The sequence below is a fragment of the Emcibacter nanhaiensis genome (assembly GCF_006385175.1).
Classification (GTDB): domain Bacteria; phylum Pseudomonadota; class Alphaproteobacteria; order Sphingomonadales; family Emcibacteraceae; genus Emcibacter; species Emcibacter nanhaiensis.
On record NZ_VFIY01000004.1, the window covers coordinates 500,933 to 517,570 of the forward strand.

The following is a 16,638-nucleotide window of genomic DNA, read 5'->3' on the forward strand; positions in this document are numbered from 1 at the left end:
CGAAAACGCAACGCGCATGGGGGGTTAGTATGAACCTTAAAGGCCGATCAATCAGATTGTTCCTGGTAGATGGATCGCCGACCGGCCTGAGAACGGCTGAGATCATGAACTGGACGGGTCATGTCTTGTTCACACCCCAGATGCAGCTGGCAACCGCCCTCACCCGCAAAGAAACCAAACGAACCGGCATTTACTTGCTTGTTGGCCCTGATCCAGAAGGGTCAGACCGGCCCATGCTTTACATCGGTGAAAGTGACAATGTTGGAAACCGGATCGCACAGCACAACAAAGACGAGAGAAAAGACTGGTGGGACCAGGCCGTCCTGGTGACCTCCAAGGACCAAAACCTGACTAAAGCCCATGTGAGATACCTTGAGGCCCGCCTTATTCAAATGGCCAACGAAGCTAGGCAGGCCATCGTGGAGAATGGCACTTCACCGAGCTCAGATGAATACCTCCCGGAATCTGATGTCGCCGATATGGAATTCTTTCTGACTCAGCTTGAGCTCATTCTGCCTGTTCTGGGACTGAACGTTCTGAAGGGAAAGACAAGAAAGGAAAAGGCGCAAGCTCCTTCGGAGGAAGGCAGTCCTACAAAGGAAACAGAGACATTCACATTGTCCAGTTCAAAGCACGGCCTGAACGCTACAGCACTTCAGGAAGGGGATGAGTTTATTGTCTTGAAAGGGTCAAAAGCCCGGCCTTCCTGGGTAGGTACAGTTCGCCATAATCGTGGCTATTCAAACCTCCACACGCGCCTTGTGGAAGATAATATCCTGGTCCAAAATCCCGGTGATGATCTCATGACCTTTAGCGAGGATACTGCCTTCAACAGTCCCAGCGCCGCCGCTGCAGTAATTTATGGCCGGGCTGCAAATGGCCGGACATCCTGGAAGGTCAAAGGCACCAACAAGACCTATGCTGATTGGCAGGAAGCCCAGCTTGGCGATGTAGAAGCGGATGAGTAACTACAAGTCCCATAACTTTGAGTTCCTCTCTGGGAAAGCCCCGGAGCTGCATAAGCTTGCCTGCTTCGCTGAGCATTATTCTCTGTCAGACCCTGAGGGCGCCCTGGTGAAACTCCGCGCTTTCTCGGAGCAGATGACCAAGTCCATCTATTTCCTGCTTCGACTTCCCAAGGGTACGGATAACACCTTTGTTGGTCTCCTATGTACCGAGGAATTCAAAACGGCAATCCCTGAGGTGGTACAGACCAAGCTCCACGCTATTCGCAAGGAAGGCAACAAAGCAGCCCACGGGTCAAAGACATCGACCAAAACAGCAACCTGGCTATTGAAGGAAACCCATCAGCTGGCCGGTTGGTTCGCTGTAGCGTTCCTCAAAGTGGACAAGAGTGATCTACCTGGCTTCAAGGAGATCACCGAGGTCGCGCCTGAAGATGGCGAAAAGTCGGACTTGGAAAAGGAGCTGGAGCGGATCACTGCGGAGCTCAACAAGACCCAGGAGAAATATACCGCCGCCGTCCAGGCTCTGGATGAACTGCAGAAGGAACAGGAGCACGGCCAGGAAGTCGCTGATGCCCTGGCCCTCAGTGAGGCCGAAACCCGGAAACGCCTGATTGACATTGCCCTGGCAGAAGTCGGCTGGGATGTGGGAGAGAATGGCCGGGGAACCGCTGAGGTCACCCAGGAAGAGAAACTCAGCAATCAGCCCACGCCTACAGGTGTCGGTTATGCGGACTATGTGCTTTGGGATGACAATGGTAAGCCGTTGGCAGTAATCGAAGCCAAGAAGGCCAACAAGTCTGCAGAGCATGGTAGAAAACAAGCCAAGCTTTATGCCGACGACCTTGAGAAAACCCACGGTCAGCGCCCGGTCATCTTTTACACCAACGGCTATGACATCCACATGTGGGATGATGTGCAGGGATACCCTCCCCGCCAGTTGTTCGGTTTCTATTCCAAGGAAAGCCTGCAGTATCTGGTGAACTTCCAGCGAAAGGAAAAGCTCCCTCTGAACAGCTTGTCTCCCAACCCAGAAATAGCAGGGCGAATTTATCAAATAACCAGCATTAGAGACGTCACTGAGAAATTCACAGACAAGTTCCGCAAGGGGTTGATTGTCCAGGCAACCGGGACCGGGAAAACGCGTGTGGCTGTCGCTCTGTCTGACCTCCTCCTCCGCGCCAAGTGGGCCAAGCGGGTGCTGTTCCTGTGCGACCGGCGGGAACTCCGCAAGCAGGCCAAGAACGCCTTCAGCGATTTCCTGTCTGATCCTGTGGCCTTGGTTGGCACCGGCAGTAAAGACGAGGAAAGCGCCCGTATCCTGATCGGCACCTACCCCGGCATGATGTCCCGCTTCCTGAACTATGACCCCGGCTATTTTGATCTGATCATTGCCGATGAAAGTCACCGCAGCATCTACAACATCTATCGGGACCTGTTTAAATATTTCGATGGCTTCCAGATCGGCCTCACAGCCACGCCTGTGGGCTTTATCAACCGCAACACGTTCCGTATGTTCGAATGTGAACCGGACAATCCTACGGCCTACTATACCCTGGAAACAGCCATAGATCAGGGCTACCTGGTTCCTTATGAGGTCTACACTCATACAACCCAATTCTTGCGCGAAGGGATCAAATATTCCGAACTGACAGAGGAACAGAAGCAAGAGCTTGAGGAAAGCGATGAGCTACCCGAGGAGTTCAACTTTGACGCCAGCCAGGTGGATCAACAGGTCCTGAACAAGGACACCAACCGGCACATCATCCGTAACCTGATGGAAAACGGTCTCAAGGATGCCACAGGCCAGGCCGTAGGCAAGTCTATCATCTTCGCCCGCAGTCATGATCATGCGGTCCTGCTGTCCAAGGTATTTGATGAGATGTATCCCCAGTATGGCGGAACCTTCTGCCAGGTCATCGACAGCCATGATTCCAGGGCCGAGCAGTTGATCGACGACTTCAAGGGCGAAGGCGACAATGATGATCTGACCATTGCCGTCTCTGTGGATATGCTGGACACCGGCATTGATGTCCCTGAGGTGGTCAACCTGGTGTTTGCCAAGCCGGTAAAATCCAAGGTGAAGTTCTGGCAGATGATCGGACGCGGCACCCGTCTTTGTCCCGATCTCTATGGTCCCGGCCAGGACAAGAGCAAGTTCCGGATCTTCGACCATTGGGATAACTTCGACTATTTCGCCCAGGAGAAACGGGAAGCGGAACCCTCGGAGTCAAAGAGCATCCGGCAGCGGCTGTTTGAGACCCGCATGGCCCTCGCAGAGCTGTGCCTGGAGAAAACACGCAAGGACGACTTCAAGCTCTATGCGGACCTCCTGAAGGCCGATGTGAAAGCCCTGCCCCGTGAAAGCATCTCCGTACGGGAACGATGGAAGGCGGTGGAAAGCGTGCAGCAAGACGGCGTGATCGAGGACTTTGCGCCGGTAACTGTGACCACTCTGTCCACTGACATTGCACCGCTGATGCGCTGGGTCAATGTGCGCGGCCACAGCATCGCTTACAGCTTCGATCTTCTGGCCTCCCTGGCGGAGCTGGCCCTGTTGAAAGGCACCGCCGACTTCGATGACCACAAGGACAACATCATCGCCCTCACCGCCAACCTGCAGACCAACCTGCCCCAGGTCCGTCACCATATGGAAATGATCAACCGGGTGAAGTCCGCCGAGTTCTGGGAAGAGGTCACTGTGGAAGATCTGGAGGAGATGCGTAAGGCGCTCCGGGGCATCATCAAGCTCCAGCATGAGAAAACCGGCACCGCCCGCAAGGCCAAGGTCATCGACATCACCGAGGAGCGCTCTGAGATCCATTTTAGCGGACGATCCAGCAACATCCGCAGCATCGACATGCAGGTCTATCGCCTGCTGGTGGAGGAAGCCCTGCAGCGCCTGTTTGAAGAAGACCCCACCCTGCAAAAGATCCGCCGGGGCGAACCGGTCACCGAACATGAACTTGAACAGCTCTGCTCCCTGGTCCTCACCCGTAATCCCGGTGTCCGCCTGGAGATCCTGGAGGACTTCTATCCGAACCTGGCCGGTCATCTCGATTGGGTGATCCGCAGCATCGTCGGTATGGACCAGGAGGCCGTCCGGGAACGCTTCACCGCCTTTGTCCAGACTCATCACAGCATGACAGCCCAGCAGATTCGCTTCCTGGATATGCTGCAGAACCATATCGCTACCAACGGCCACATCAAGCTGGAACAACTGCTTGGCGGCGAACCGTTTACAAGCCTGCACCCGGATGGCATAGATGGCATATTCGATGAAGATGACTCTGACCAGATCATCGAAATCAGCAGACAGTTTGAGTTCCCCGAGAAGGGTGAAGAGGAAGAAAGACAATAAGCAATGACCTCACAGGAATTAAAATCCCGCATTGATCGGCTATGGGAGGAATTTTGGACCGGAGGGATCACCAATCCCCTGACCGTGATCGAGCAGATTACCTTTCTGATGTTCGCCCGGCTCCTGGACATCCGGGAAAGCCGTAATGAACGCACGGCCAAGCGTCTGAACCGGTCTTTCAAGCCGCTCTTTAAGGAGGACCAGCAGAATCTCCGTTGGTCTCATCTGATGGGTCTACCGGCTCAGGAAATCATTCCGCATGTCCGGGACAAGGTCTTTCCCGCCTTCAAGGGACTTGCTTATGAAGAGGCCACCTTTGGCGAATACATGAAGAACGCCCAGTTGATGATCCAGAAGCCGTCCCTCCTGGTCAAGGCGATGGAAATGATCAATGACCTGCCTCTAGAGCAAAGCGACATCAAAGGCGACCTCTATGAATACCTGCTGTCCAAGCTGACTACAGCCGGGATCAATGGCCAATTCCGCACCCCGCGCCACATCATCAAGTTCATGTGTGAAGTGATTGATCCTAAACCCAGCGAAACCCTTTGTGATCCGGCTTGCGGCACAGCGGGCTTCCTGGTCGGCGCGTTGATGCACATTATGGAAAACTATTCCGATGACGATGGTAGAATTCCCGATGAGGGCGGCGTGATCCATTACACCGGCAACCTGCTGAAGGACAACCAGCGGGAGTTCCTGCAGAAAGAAATGTTCAATGGCTTTGACTTCGACGACACCATGCTCCGGGTTGCTTCCATGAACATGTTGTTGCACGGGATCGAGGCCCCGCAAATCCATTACCAGGACACCCTGGCCACCAACTTCGAGGACAAGTTCCCGAAATCAGCCACCAACGGCTTTGACATCATCCTGGCCAACCCGCCCTTTAAGGGTAGCCTAGATTACGAAGACACCCAACCCCGTTTGCTGGCCAAGGCCAAAACCAAGAAGACCGAACTCCTGTTCATCACCCTGATCCTGGAGATGCTCAAGTCCGGCGGACGTGCCGGGGTCATTGTCCCCGATGGGGTACTGTTCGGTTCGTCCAAGGCCCACCAAGCGGTCCGTCAACACCTGGTCGAGGAAAATGGTCTTGATGCGGTCATTAGTCTGCCCAGCGGCGTCTTCAAGCCCTATGCCGGGGTTTCCACAGCCATCCTGATCTTCACCAAGGGATCGGAAACCAAAGACGTCTTTTTCTATGACATTCAGGCCGATGGTTTCAGCCTGGATGACAAACGCTCCCCTATCGACCAGAACGACCTCCCGGCGGCCCTGGAGGCCTGGCAGAGCCGCAAAGAGAAAGACCTCAGCGACCGCACCAAATCAGCCTTTACCGTGCCCAGGGCGGAGCTGGCGGACAATAAATATGATCTCTCCCTCAGCCGCTACAAGGAAGTAGTTTATGAGGAGGAAGAATTTGACCCCCCCAAGGAAATCCTTGGCCGTCTGAAAGATTTACAGGCGGCAATCGACAGCGACCTCAAAGAGCTTGAGGAGATGCTGGGGTGAGTTGGAAATCCGTCGATCTAGGAGACCATGTCGATATCCTATCTGGGTTTGCCTTTAAGTCTTCCCTGTTTAAGGGCGACGGCGACATTCCTATAATTCGCATTCGGGATGTTGATGCTGGAGTTAGCAGTACCTACTACAAGGGTGAATATGACCCTAGGTATATCGTTGATAACGGTGATCTGCTGATCTCAATGGATGGAGAGTTTCGTGTACGCAGATGGGCGGGAGGTAAAGCTCTTCTCAACCAACGAGTTTGTAAGATAAAAAGCAATGACGACACTCGACTTGACGAAAACTATTTGAACCACTTTCTGCCTGCGCAGTTGAAGTTAATTGAAGATCAAACCCCCTTTGTTACGGTCAAACATTTGTCAGCTAAGACAATCAGGGAAATTAAACTTCCTCTCCCTCCCCTTGAAGAACAAAAGCGCATAGCCGCCATCCTGGACAAGGCCGATACCGTTCGTAAGAAACGCCAGCAGGCCCTCAACATGCTCGACGAGTTCCTCCGCGCCACCTTCCTCGCATTTATGGAGGAGCAAAAGGAAGAACTGTTTGAATACAAATTTGAGGAGCTTGCTCTACCCGATAAGAATTCCTTTGTTAATGGGCCTTTTGGCAGCAATCTGTTGACGAGTGAACTGACCAATGAGGGTGTACCAGTTGTCTACATAAGAGATATAAAACATGGTCGGTATGAAAGGTTGAGTACAAATTGTGTAACCGAAAATAAAGCTCAGGAACTCGCATCTTGTAATGTAAAAGGTGGTGATGTTCTCATAGCCAAGGTAGGTGATCCACCGGGTACCGCCGCGGTCTACCCTTTTACGGAGCCCGAGGCAATTGTTACTCAAGATGTCATCCGAATGCGTTTAGATCCAAGTGTAGCAAATCGAAATTTTCTTGTTCAGTATTTGAATTCAGGCGTTGGGAAGCATTCATTAAAGTCCATAACCGTTGAAGCGACAAGGTCTCGCATAGGACTGACCGCACTCAAAAAGAGTCCCATCAAGATACCTCAAATCAGTGTGCAGGACAGATATTGTGAAATTGCACGCCAAGTGTTTCACACCCGGGAGAATGCTTTAACAAGTCAAGTAGACTTTGAGAACCTCTTTTCCTCTCTCTCCCAACGTGCCTTTCTGGGAGAGCTGTGATGTTTATCTGGCTACCCAAAGCAAAGTGGTTCTGGACAGCCGTCAATGTTGTCGCCTGGGTTGGAGGCCTTACTTACATTGGGTGCATGTTAGTATGGCCCTGGATTGAGAAGGGTGGTGATTGGGGTTACGTTCAAAGCGTCTGGACTCATTGGCAGGGATTAAATGTCGGTGTCCTAGCATTTATGGCCAGTGTCGCAGCGCTAAAGAATGTCCAAACAAGGGCGGAAACTGAACGCGATATTGAGATGGAACGATTGGAGACTGAGCGAAAGCGCAAGCTCGCAAATGCCTTTTCTTTCTTGCTTCAAGAACTAAGTATTTTGACGAAATATTTCCGTTTTTCCATGGGCTATCTAAACAGAGTTTGGTCCAAAATGGAACTATCTCCAGAGGGATACACAACAGTACCTGTTGGCGAAACTCCACCGACGGTCCCAACGTCTCACCGAGCAGTGTTTAGTGAATGCATGGAATACGCTGACGAGGAATTGTATGAGCTTCTCTCTGGTTTCTTAAAGAAGCTTCAAATTCATGATGCCAGGATAAGTGATATGAACAAGTCTTTTGAACTAGACCAGGGGATGATCGTCACACGAGCAAATGTGCTAGGATATATCTACAGGGCTGCCGAATTACAAGCGATCGTAAATAGACTATTCAATATTTCACGCGGTAGGCCATCCCCTATAAATGAACATTTTACCCTTGAAGAAATTAAAACAGCTCTCTCGGAAGGTAACATTGATTTGGACGATATGGATGGCCTTGAGGAGTTAGTTAAGGGTGCACTTAACAAACAGGAGCAAACTGTAGGAGGAAAGATTGATTAAAAAGTTTCCACTATATTCAATCATTACAGTCCTAGCCCTTCTCTACCTATACTCAATGGTCCTTCAGCCCTTCTGTGTTTCAGGTGGCACCTTTTGGGAACGGTGGAAATATGTCAAGGAAACGTGGGAGACCTGGCAGACGTTCAATGCCGCGATGATTGCGCTTGCTGCCAGTGCAGGAGCACTCATAGCAAGTTATAAATTCCATAAGTCTCAACTTGACGCAGCAGAAGATGAGCGCATCAGGAACCTGCATGTTTGTCTCGCTAATGTTACACATGAACTAGGGAACTTAATCAGATACTTAGAAGGTACAGCTAGTGTGTTAAATGAATTATGGGATCGACTGAGAACACGTAGTGCTGAACCACTCACAGTCCCTCTAGCATCATATTCAACTTCAGGACGAAACATTTTCTTAGATTGTATTCCCTATGCTGAACCTGAAGCGGCCATAGTTTTCCGCACAATGACAAACAATCTTCAGTTGATCAATGACCGTGTAGAAAACCTGAGATCTCGTCATCCTGATCGCCTTCGTCCTTCGGCAATGTGGTCCATTATCGATAGTATTAGAATGATCGGTATGATGAGAGCGTATGTTGACAAACTCTATGAATATGCACGCGGAGAAACTGTTTTTGATAGCGCACCCTTAACCTCGGAGAATGTTCTCCAAGCGATTGAGCATCTTGGCTTAAATCCAAACCATTACAGTATTCAAGCAGAGCAAGGACTGGTCAGTTTCATCAATAACACCTTGCCATCCGAAGCAGATCCGTATGAGCCTTGAAACTGCTACACCAGACTGCTACACTGCGACGAAATTGGGAATGAAATAGTTATTATTTTTCAATTGGATAGGGTTTTACAATGAGTTTCCCACCCTCTCCGCCACTTACCTCTACATCCTATGGCCCCTACATCCTAAGGCAGTTGTGATCTGAGCGGCAGGTCGCCGGTATTCAGACGGCGAGCAAGCTCCCGCGCAATTCGTTCTTCCAGGCGATAGCGCGCTTCCCTGCGTTGGGCGCGGCCATCGAATTTGCGCCTGGTGCTGTCATCGGGAAAGACTGTGGTCGGTTTGAGCCCACAGGGGGTTTCCGCCTTCAGATCCGTCCCCATTTCAAAGCCCTGCGAGAGGCTATCGCGAAGCTGGTCATCACTGACCAGACTGCCCAGAATCGACAGTGACTGACGGTAGGCATAGCGCGCTTCGAGTTTTTTACGCTCGAGCGTATAATGGGCCTGCAGCAGACGGTTACATTCCTTTCGTTTTTCATCCCGGTACTTTCCCGGGTATTTCCGGGTCTTCTGTCTGAGATCACGGTCCACCACATCAATGTCCTGATAGAGCCGGGTATAGGTGACCAGAATATCGGATTGATAAGAGCCGTCAGTAAGCACCACATGGGGTGGCACCCGGTCCAAGAGCTCTCCCCTTATGGCGGCGGCCAGCTTGGGATCCTGTGGCACATGAACAAAAAGGGTCACCGCATTTTGGTTCAGGAAATCCCTGTAATAGTCGGGATACATCTGCTCTACCGCCCGGCGGGAGACCCGGCCACCATACCAGTCGATGGAAGGCAGCCGATCAGCAAAGGCCTGGCGTTCTGCCGGGGTTGCCGGTCCGGCCAGAAAATTGAAAAATCCCCGGTCCATCAGGCTCGGCTGAAGATGCAGCAGGCCCATGCGTGTTTCATACTCCTGCGCCGTAATGGGCGGCACAGGCTCCGGCTGAAACATGGCGCAGCCGCCCAGGCTGAAGCCGAAGATGAAGATGAAAATTTTCTGCACGATATAACTTTTGCTGATCATTCTGTTTCCCGGATTATTAATTTTATTGGCAACAGAATAGCGCATGACAGATGTACTGAATTTTAACAGCTGGATACAATTTGAAGTTTTAAGGCCTGCCGAACCTTGCCTGCGGATGCTCGGGCCTCAATGGATGAAATGCCGCAGCCAGCCCTTGAGTTTATGTTCCAGTTCCGGCGCTTCCACACGCAGGCTGACCACCTTGCCGGCCGCGCGCAGCAGCAGTTCAACGCCGAAGGAGGCGATGACAAAGGCGGCAATCAGGGTCACGATATGCGGCGAGCGTTCACTCTCATAGCGCACAACAAGGATGATGGTCACCAGGTTCACCAGCACCGCCCCCACGACCAGGGGTGCTGAAGCCCCGGTTTTGCGGATCAGCCGCACATGGCCCACATGAGTGATCATGTGCAGGATCAGGATGGAGACGGAGCCGAGTACCGCGATCTCGCCGAGATCCAGGAACACGGCAACCAGGATGATCAACAGTCCGCTGATCACCAGCCCTTCCCGGCTTTTTCTGATCGGTTTGCCGAACGCCTGCGGCAGTTCCCCGTTTTTGGCCAACTGATAGGTGACATTGGTCACGGCATAGAGGCTGGCGTTAATGGACGAGGCCGTGGCGATCAGGGCCGTAACCGCGACGATCCTGAAACCCAGGGGGCCGAATACCGGCTCGGCCGCCCGGGCCAGAGCAAAGTCTTTCGCCGCGATCACATCCGCCGGTGCGAGCTGGCCGAACACCACCAGGGCAATGGCAATATACAGCACCATGACAATGAGGATCGACGTGATGATGGCGCGCGGCAAAGTCTTTTGCGGATTCGGCATGTCCTCGGCGGCATTGGTAATAATGCGAAACCCCTCATAGGCGAAAAAAGTGATCGCCAGGCTGTAAAACAGATGGCTCGCCGGCGGATAGGTGGCAGCCGACAGGCGGGCCGGATCAATGAAGGACAGGCCGGCAAGTGCAAAGGCGGACAGAACCAGCATTTTCAGCAGTACAATAAGCTTCTCCAGCCTGGCCATGTTCCTGGCGCCCTGCAGGTTCACCGCGACAAAGGCCAGGACAATCCCGACAGTACAAAGATATCGCCAGATTATGGCGCTGCCCGCGGGCATCATGCTATAGGCATAGGCCCCGAAAGCCTTGGCGACCAGCGAGACCGAAACGATGGCGGCGATATACATCATCACGCTCATGGCGCCGGAGAAGATCCCGATGCCATAGGCCTGGCCAAGATATTCGACAACCCCGCCGGCAGAGGGAAAGGTCGCCCCGAGTTTGCCAAAGGAATATCCGCTCAGCAGCGCGATCAGTCCACCGAGGAAGAAGGAGATATAGGTGGCGCTTGAGGCAATCACCGCCGCCTCCCCCATCAGGGCAAAGATCCCGGCCCCGACCATCGACCCGATGCCAATGGAAACGGCCGACCAGAAAGTAATGGGTGTGCCTGACTTGTGCATGATGGTGGCGTCCGCCTTTTCTTCCCGAGCTAAACGCCATCTTAAGAGGTCACAAGCAGTTCTGTCAGCCCCTATTTCAAATAATCAAAATACTCGCCACATTTTGTTTGCAATTAATTATCAATAATATTATCAATCCTGCTATTAGGAATTATTCTTAATATAATGTAGTCACCAATAATATAAAGGTTGGGAGAAAATGTCCTTAAGCAAATATCTTTCCTCCGGCGTTGCGCTGTCAGCACTGATGGGCCAGCCCCTGTTTCCGGCTCACGCCGAAACTTTCATTTCGCAGGAGGGCCTGGAAGAAGTGGTCGTCTATGGCGCCGGATATCGCACCACAGGCACCAAATCAGAACTTAGTCCACTGGAAGCCCCGCTCAGCTATGAAGTCTATGATGCCGAGGTTCTCGAGCTGCGCCAGGTGGACAGCGTCAACGAAGCCATGCGCTATGTCCCGGGCATCACCCCGGAAAGCCGTGGTGCCGTGACCATCTTCGATCAGTACACCATTCGCGGTTTCGTCAGTTATAACAACTATTATGACGGCCTGCCGCTGCAGTATAACCGGCTGTGGAACCTGTTGCCCCAGGTCGATGCCTTTGCCACCCAGAGCGTCGAAGTCCTCAAGGGTCCGATTTCCGTCCTCTACGGCTCCGCCCCTCCGGGCGGCATGATCAATCAGGTCGGCAAACAGCCCCTGTCCGAGGAACATAATCGCTTCCGCGGCCGGGTTGGCACCGATAACCTGGTTGAAGTCGCCCTGGACAGCACTGGTCCCGTGAGCGACAGCGTCGATTACCGGATTGTGATGCTCTATCGGGACAAGGACGGCCAGCAGGTCACCACCAAAGAAGAGCGGCTGACCATTGCCCCTTCCCTTACCTGGCAAGTTTCCGACCGCACCAGCCTGAACCTCAACCTTTACTTCCAGAATGATCCGGAGATGGTGCCGTCAACGCCCCTGCCGGCACTGGGCACCCTCTATGACGCCGACTATGGCCGCCTCGATTCTGATGCCTATGCGGGCGACCAGAACTGGGCCGGTTTTGACCGCGAGGTCCTGATGGTCGGCTACAAACTGAACCATGAGTTCAACGAGAATGTTTCCTTCCTGCAGAACTTCCGCTACACCAATGCGGACGGGTTCCAGAAGAACACCTATAACTACGGCCTTGCCGGGGATGCCCGGACCCTGATCCGCAGCGCCTATTTCACCGACGAGGACAATGAAGGCGTGGCCATTGACAACCAGCTGGCCTGGCGCCTGGACGTGGGGCAGACTTCTCACCGCCTGCTTCTCGGCATGGAATATCAGAAGCTGAAATCAGATATCGCCTATGGCGATACGTTGGCCATAAACACGCCGACCATTGATCTCGGCAATCCTGACCATGACCAGTTTGATCCGGACAGCCTGCCGCTGGACAGCTACGGTGAGCAGCATGACATCGACCAGGAACAGTTTGGGATTTACCTGCAGGACGAGATTACCTGGGGCAACCTGACTGTTCTCGGCGGCCTGCGCTGGGACACTTACGAAAGCAGCGATATGGTCGAGAATGTCTATCTCGGCTTTGAATATGGCAGCACCACGGAAATCGACCAGGATAAATTCAGCGCCCGCGTTGGCGCCATCTATACCTTCGACAACGGACTGGCGCCCTATGTCAGCTATGCCGAATCCTTCGAGCCCACCTCCGGCGTGGACAGCCTGACCGGAGAAGCCTTCAAACCGACAACGGCAAAACAGTTTGAAATCGGAATCAAATTCAGGAGTGCGGACGGCAATATTACCGCCACAGCCGCCTACTTTGACCTGCGCAAACAGAATGTGGTGGTCAATACCCCGGACTTTCTGCAGTACACCCAGACCGGTGAAGTCAAATCCCAGGGACTGGAACTGTCCGTCGTTGCCGCAGTGACAGCCAGCTTTGACATCACCGCCAACTTCACCGAACTTGATGTGGTGGTGTCGAAAAACGAACTGAACCAGGCGCTGGTGGGCCTTCATCCCGTGTGGGTTGCTGATCGTCAGGCGTCGCTCTGGGCCACCTGGCGGCCGCGGGAAGATATCTCCGTCAATGCCGGGGTGCGCCATGTGGGCGAAAGCCAGCTTGACGCCCTGAATACCGATGTGGTGCCGGCCTATACCGTATTTGACGCGGCCCTCTCCTGGCAGGTCGACGACAGCTTCCGCCTGGGGCTCAACGCCACCAACCTGACCGATAAAAGCTTTATCGGTTCCTGTTATGACGCCAACAACTGCTGGTTCGGAGCTGAACGCAGTATTGAATTCACGCTCTATGCTGACTTCTAAGGCGTAAGCTTTTCGCCGCATCCGGGATAACCGGGTGCGGCCTTTTGATGGGGTGGGTATGCGAAAAAGAATCTTCAAGCTGCACAGTTACATGGCGCTGGCCGCCATGCTGCCGCTGCTGCTCATTACCCTGACCGGCGCCCTGCTGGTCTTCAAATTCGAGATCGACGCCCTGTTGATGCCCGACAGTGTCACCCTGGATCATCCCGATCGCATGCGGCAAGACATGAACACGCTCCTCTCTACCATCAATTCTGCCTTCCCCGACTATGAACTGGGCAGCTGGGAACTGTTCCATGACGGTTATGAAGCGGACCGTATTTATCTGATCAGGAAAGGAACCGACGAATGGTTCAAGGTCTATTTCGATCCCTTCAACGGTCAAGTCCTGAGCCAGCCGGTCGGACTGTATAGTGACTTCACAGACTGGCTGCTGCAACTCCATTACACGCTGCTGCTCAATGACCTGTTGGAAAACCACCCCCTGGCCGGCTTGTTGATCGTTCTGGGGGCGGCCCTGTTCATGATTTTCCTCGGCATTACCGGCCTGATCATCTATCGCAAATTCTGGCGCAAATTTTTTACATTCGACTGGGGACCACGCACCTCGAACAATATGCGGCAACTGCATCGTCTGATCGGGATCTGGGCCTCACCTGTCCTTCTGATCCTCGGCATCACCGGTGGGTATTTCAACCTGATGGAATATCTGGAAGAGGCCGGAGAACAGGGAGCCGCCCCCTCTCTGATGACGGACCGGCTCTATAACGATAAACTGGATTTGCAAACCATTCTGGAGGACAGCAAAAAGCAGATTGAAGGTTTTCATCCGACATATCTTCTGATGCCCTACGAGCCGGGGCTGGGTATTACTTTTTACGGTGAGGTGCCCTCTTCCAATCCCTTTGCCAGCGGCTACGGCTCGACCGTGACCTATGACAGCCAGTCCGGAGAGCTCCTGCACACCTATGACATTCGCGACGCCGGTTTCTGCTGGAATCTGGTGGACAGTTTCCGGGCGTTGCATTTCGGTGATTTCGGCGGCCTCGTCAGCAAGCTGGTCTGGTGCCTGGTCGGCATCGGGCTTGCCGGCATGACGCTGACGGGATTTTATATGTGGGTGAGCCGGAAAACCGGCAAAAGTCGCTCCAGGAAAACCCGCGCCGTCACTCCGCCTGTTTCTCCACCGAGCGGTTGAAATGGGGCTTCCACAGCACAATCCCGACCGGCACGGCGATATTCAGGACCAGCGCCGTGCCCATCAGGGTATAGAAGGCCTCGTCGTTGAGGATTTTATATTGCACATAAGCGATATCCATCACCACAAAGGCCAGTTCCGCCCGCCCCAGCATGCCGATGCCAACCATCATGCTCTGGGCATTGTCAAACCCGGCGGTATAACGTGCGGCCAGCCCCGCCGAGGCAATCTGCGCCACCAGCAGGGCGAAAGCCATAACCAGGGTCTGGGGGATCACCGCCAGAAGAATATCCCAGTCAAACACGATATGAGCGCCGAGGTTGACAAAAAATACCGGCCCGATCCACGAGAAGGCCACATTGTCCAGGATTTGCTTTGTATTTTTGTAATGGTTGACATTCGGCGTAGCGGTAATCTGGAAATATTCCTCTTTTAGGATCAGTCCGGCCATATAGGCGCCGACCGCCGGATGAAAGCCGAACAGATGGGACAGCAGGCCAGCCAGAACGGCAACCGTCAGCACGGTCAGGGTGGTGTTCTCGCCCTTGCCGATCGACAGAACATGCCGGACGCCGTGACGCCCAAAGCCCGGAATACGCGACAACAGCCCATTGGGACGTTCCGGCAGCACCCACATGCCGACGGCGGCAATGATCAGGAAAAACAGCAGCGCCTTGAGCACGATCAGGCCGATGGCCGGCAGGCTGACCATGGTCGAGCCGGTGGCGATCGGCACCAGGATGGCGACAAAGACCAGCGAGCCCACGTCATCCAGGATGGCAGAGGTCATGATGCCCTTGGCCGCCTGTGACCGGTGCAGCCCTTCACTTTTGAGGGAAACCATGGTCAGGGAGACAGCGGTCGCCGTCATGGCCAGGCCGCACATGATGGCGACATTCCGGTCGGCCCAGAAATAGTCCGCCACCACATAGGCGGTAAAGAAAGGTGCCAGTGCCCCGAACAGGGCGATGCCCCAGCTGCGCTTGATGCTTTTCATGAAGTCGCTGGTGTTTTCCTCGAAGCCGAGGGCAAACATGATGACGATAATGCCAAGCTCGGCAAAGACCCGGATAAAATCACCGGTTTGCTCGGGCAGGATGCCCGTATTGACCAGCAACGCCCCCATGAACAGGAAAAACAGTACCGGCGTCAGCCTGGTTTTTTCGGCGAGAATATTGGCGATGAAAACTGACGCCCAGATGATGGCAAGGTAAACAAGCGGCTCCACGGAATATCCCTAATTGCTATATTTTTCCGAGAATTATTAAGCACCAGCACTCCGGGCTTTTCCAGAAAAAATTTATGCGACCGATAGAACTGCAGTTTATTTACTTTAGCCTGTCCGGTGGATTGAGTATAACCGGACCAGAGTAAAAAACGGAGCGCAGCATGCAGACACTTGAAACAGAACGACTTCTCCTGAGGCCCTTTCGTCCCGAGGATATCGATTTCCTGGACCGGCTGCACGGCGACATGGAAGTGATGCGCTATACGCTTGGCCGGCTGCGCAGCCACGAGGAAAATGTCGCCTGGCTCAAGCTGGTCCTGGGCCTGCATGAAAGGGACGGCACCGGCCCCTATCTGATCGTACGCAAGGAGGACGACGCCCCACTCGGCCGCTGCGGATTCAGCCACTTTTACGGCTATGAAAAAGACGGTGTCGACTATTTCTACTGGGAAAAAGTCTATAACGGGCCGGAGGATGAGCGCAAAAAAGCCAAACTGGAAATCGGCTACAGCTTTGTTCCTGAGGCCTGGGGACACGGTTACGCGACAGAAGCGGCCAGGGCGATTGTCGATTTTGGATTTCGCGAAAGAAATTACGCTTATCTCTGCGCCCTGATTATCGCTGCGAATACGGCCTCCATAAATGTGGCCGAGCGACTTGGGTTTACCCGGCGCGGGGACCTCTATGTCCACAACCAGCCGGCCCTGGAATATGGCTGCAGCCGCAAAGAATGGCTGAACCGAAACAATTGACTGGCTGGCACAGAGGAAAAT

Annotated in this window: 12 protein-coding genes; 9 read left to right on the forward strand and 3 right to left on the reverse strand. The window is 53.5% G+C overall.

Going from position 1 to position 16,638, the window contains the following annotated elements; all coding sequences use genetic code 11:
* Positions 1-29 precede the first annotated feature (29 nt).
* Genes FIV46_RS02845 through FIV46_RS02870 form a run of 6 tightly spaced genes read left to right on the forward strand, consistent with a single transcriptional unit; the run spans position 30 to position 8,627 of the window.
* On the forward strand, positions 30-968 hold the full coding sequence (locus FIV46_RS02845) for a GIY-YIG nuclease family protein (protein WP_139938284.1): 939 nt from the start codon (positions 30-32) through the stop codon (positions 966-968).
* Positions 961-4,326, forward strand: coding sequence for a DEAD/DEAH box helicase family protein (locus tag FIV46_RS02850; RefSeq protein ID WP_139938285.1), 3,366 nt, complete (start codon positions 961-963; stop codon positions 4,324-4,326). The genes FIV46_RS02845 and FIV46_RS02850 overlap by 8 nt, the downstream gene beginning before the upstream one ends.
* A gap of 3 nt (positions 4,327-4,329) precedes the next feature.
* Complete coding sequence (locus FIV46_RS02855) at positions 4,330-5,841, forward strand: type I restriction-modification system subunit M (RefSeq protein WP_139938286.1); 1,512 nt, start codon at positions 4,330-4,332, stop codon at positions 5,839-5,841.
* Positions 5,838-7,001, forward strand: a complete 1,164-nt coding sequence (locus FIV46_RS18045) for a restriction endonuclease subunit S (protein ID WP_181163032.1) — start codon at positions 5,838-5,840, stop codon at positions 6,999-7,001. Before FIV46_RS02855 ends, FIV46_RS18045 begins: the two co-directional genes overlap by 4 nt.
* Positions 7,001-7,834, forward strand: coding sequence for a hypothetical protein (locus tag FIV46_RS02865; protein WP_139938287.1), 834 nt, complete (start codon positions 7,001-7,003; stop codon positions 7,832-7,834). Before FIV46_RS18045 ends, FIV46_RS02865 begins: the two co-directional genes overlap by 1 nt.
* Positions 7,827-8,627 (forward strand): hypothetical protein, encoded by an 801-nt coding sequence (locus tag FIV46_RS02870; RefSeq protein ID WP_139938288.1) that lies wholly within the window; start codon positions 7,827-7,829, stop codon positions 8,625-8,627. The genes FIV46_RS02865 and FIV46_RS02870 overlap by 8 nt, the downstream gene beginning before the upstream one ends.
* 134 nt (positions 8,628-8,761) lie before the next feature.
* On the opposite strand, the gene FIV46_RS02875 is transcribed toward FIV46_RS02870, so the two are convergent.
* Together FIV46_RS02875 and FIV46_RS02880 are read right to left on the reverse strand one after the other, a co-directional pair.
* Positions 8,762-9,652 (reverse strand): hypothetical protein, encoded by an 891-nt coding sequence (locus tag FIV46_RS02875; protein WP_139938289.1) that lies wholly within the window; start codon positions 9,650-9,652, stop codon positions 8,762-8,764.
* 126 nt (positions 9,653-9,778) lie between these two features.
* Positions 9,779-11,119, reverse strand: a complete 1,341-nt coding sequence (locus tag FIV46_RS02880; protein WP_139938290.1) for an APC family permease — start codon at positions 11,117-11,119, stop codon at positions 9,779-9,781.
* 199 nt (positions 11,120-11,318) lie between these two features.
* On the opposite strand from FIV46_RS02880, the gene FIV46_RS02885 reads away from it, so the two are divergent.
* Together FIV46_RS02885 and FIV46_RS02890 are read left to right on the forward strand one after the other, a co-directional pair.
* On the forward strand, positions 11,319-13,439 hold the full coding sequence (locus tag FIV46_RS02885) for a TonB-dependent siderophore receptor (protein WP_181163033.1): 2,121 nt from the start codon (positions 11,319-11,321) through the stop codon (positions 13,437-13,439).
* 58 nt (positions 13,440-13,497) lie between these two features.
* Positions 13,498-14,637 (forward strand): PepSY-associated TM helix domain-containing protein, encoded by a 1,140-nt coding sequence (locus FIV46_RS02890; RefSeq protein WP_139938291.1) that lies wholly within the window; start codon positions 13,498-13,500, stop codon positions 14,635-14,637.
* On the opposite strand, the gene FIV46_RS02895 is transcribed toward FIV46_RS02890, so the two are convergent.
* The gene (locus tag FIV46_RS02895; protein WP_139938292.1) at positions 14,606-15,865 is read right to left on the reverse strand and encodes a cation:proton antiporter; all 1,260 of its coding nucleotides are present in this window, start codon (positions 15,863-15,865) and stop codon (positions 14,606-14,608) included. The genes FIV46_RS02890 and FIV46_RS02895 overlap by 32 nt on opposite strands.
* A gap of 161 nt (positions 15,866-16,026) precedes the next feature.
* Between FIV46_RS02895 and FIV46_RS02900 the strand changes: the two genes are divergently transcribed.
* A complete protein-coding gene (locus FIV46_RS02900; protein ID WP_139938293.1) occupies positions 16,027-16,617 on the forward strand; it encodes a GNAT family N-acetyltransferase in 591 nt (196 codons plus the stop codon).
* Positions 16,618-16,638: the final 21 nt, after the last annotated feature.

Bases quoted from the DNA above. Each gene is read 5' to 3' on its own strand.
- FIV46_RS02845 (WP_139938284.1), top strand. From the start codon at position 30: ATGAACCTTAAAGGCCGATCAATCAGATTGTTCCTGGTAGATGGATCG.
- FIV46_RS02850 (WP_139938285.1), top strand. From the start codon at position 961: ATGAGTAACTACAAGTCCCATAACTTTGAGTTCCTCTCTGGGAAAGCC.
- FIV46_RS02855 (WP_139938286.1), top strand. From the start codon at position 4,330: ATGACCTCACAGGAATTAAAATCCCGCATTGATCGGCTATGGGAGGAA.
- FIV46_RS02865 (WP_139938287.1), top strand. From the start codon at position 7,001: ATGTTTATCTGGCTACCCAAAGCAAAGTGGTTCTGGACAGCCGTCAAT.
- FIV46_RS02875 (WP_139938289.1), bottom strand. From the start codon at position 9,652: ATGATCAGCAAAAGTTATATCGTGCAGAAAATTTTCATCTTCATCTTC.
- FIV46_RS02880 (WP_139938290.1), bottom strand. From the start codon at position 11,119: ATGCACAAGTCAGGCACACCCATTACTTTCTGGTCGGCCGTTTCCATT.
- FIV46_RS02885 (WP_181163033.1), top strand. From the start codon at position 11,319: ATGTCCTTAAGCAAATATCTTTCCTCCGGCGTTGCGCTGTCAGCACTG.
- FIV46_RS02890 (WP_139938291.1), top strand. From the start codon at position 13,498: ATGCGAAAAAGAATCTTCAAGCTGCACAGTTACATGGCGCTGGCCGCC.
- FIV46_RS02900 (WP_139938293.1), top strand. From the start codon at position 16,027: ATGCAGACACTTGAAACAGAACGACTTCTCCTGAGGCCCTTTCGTCCC.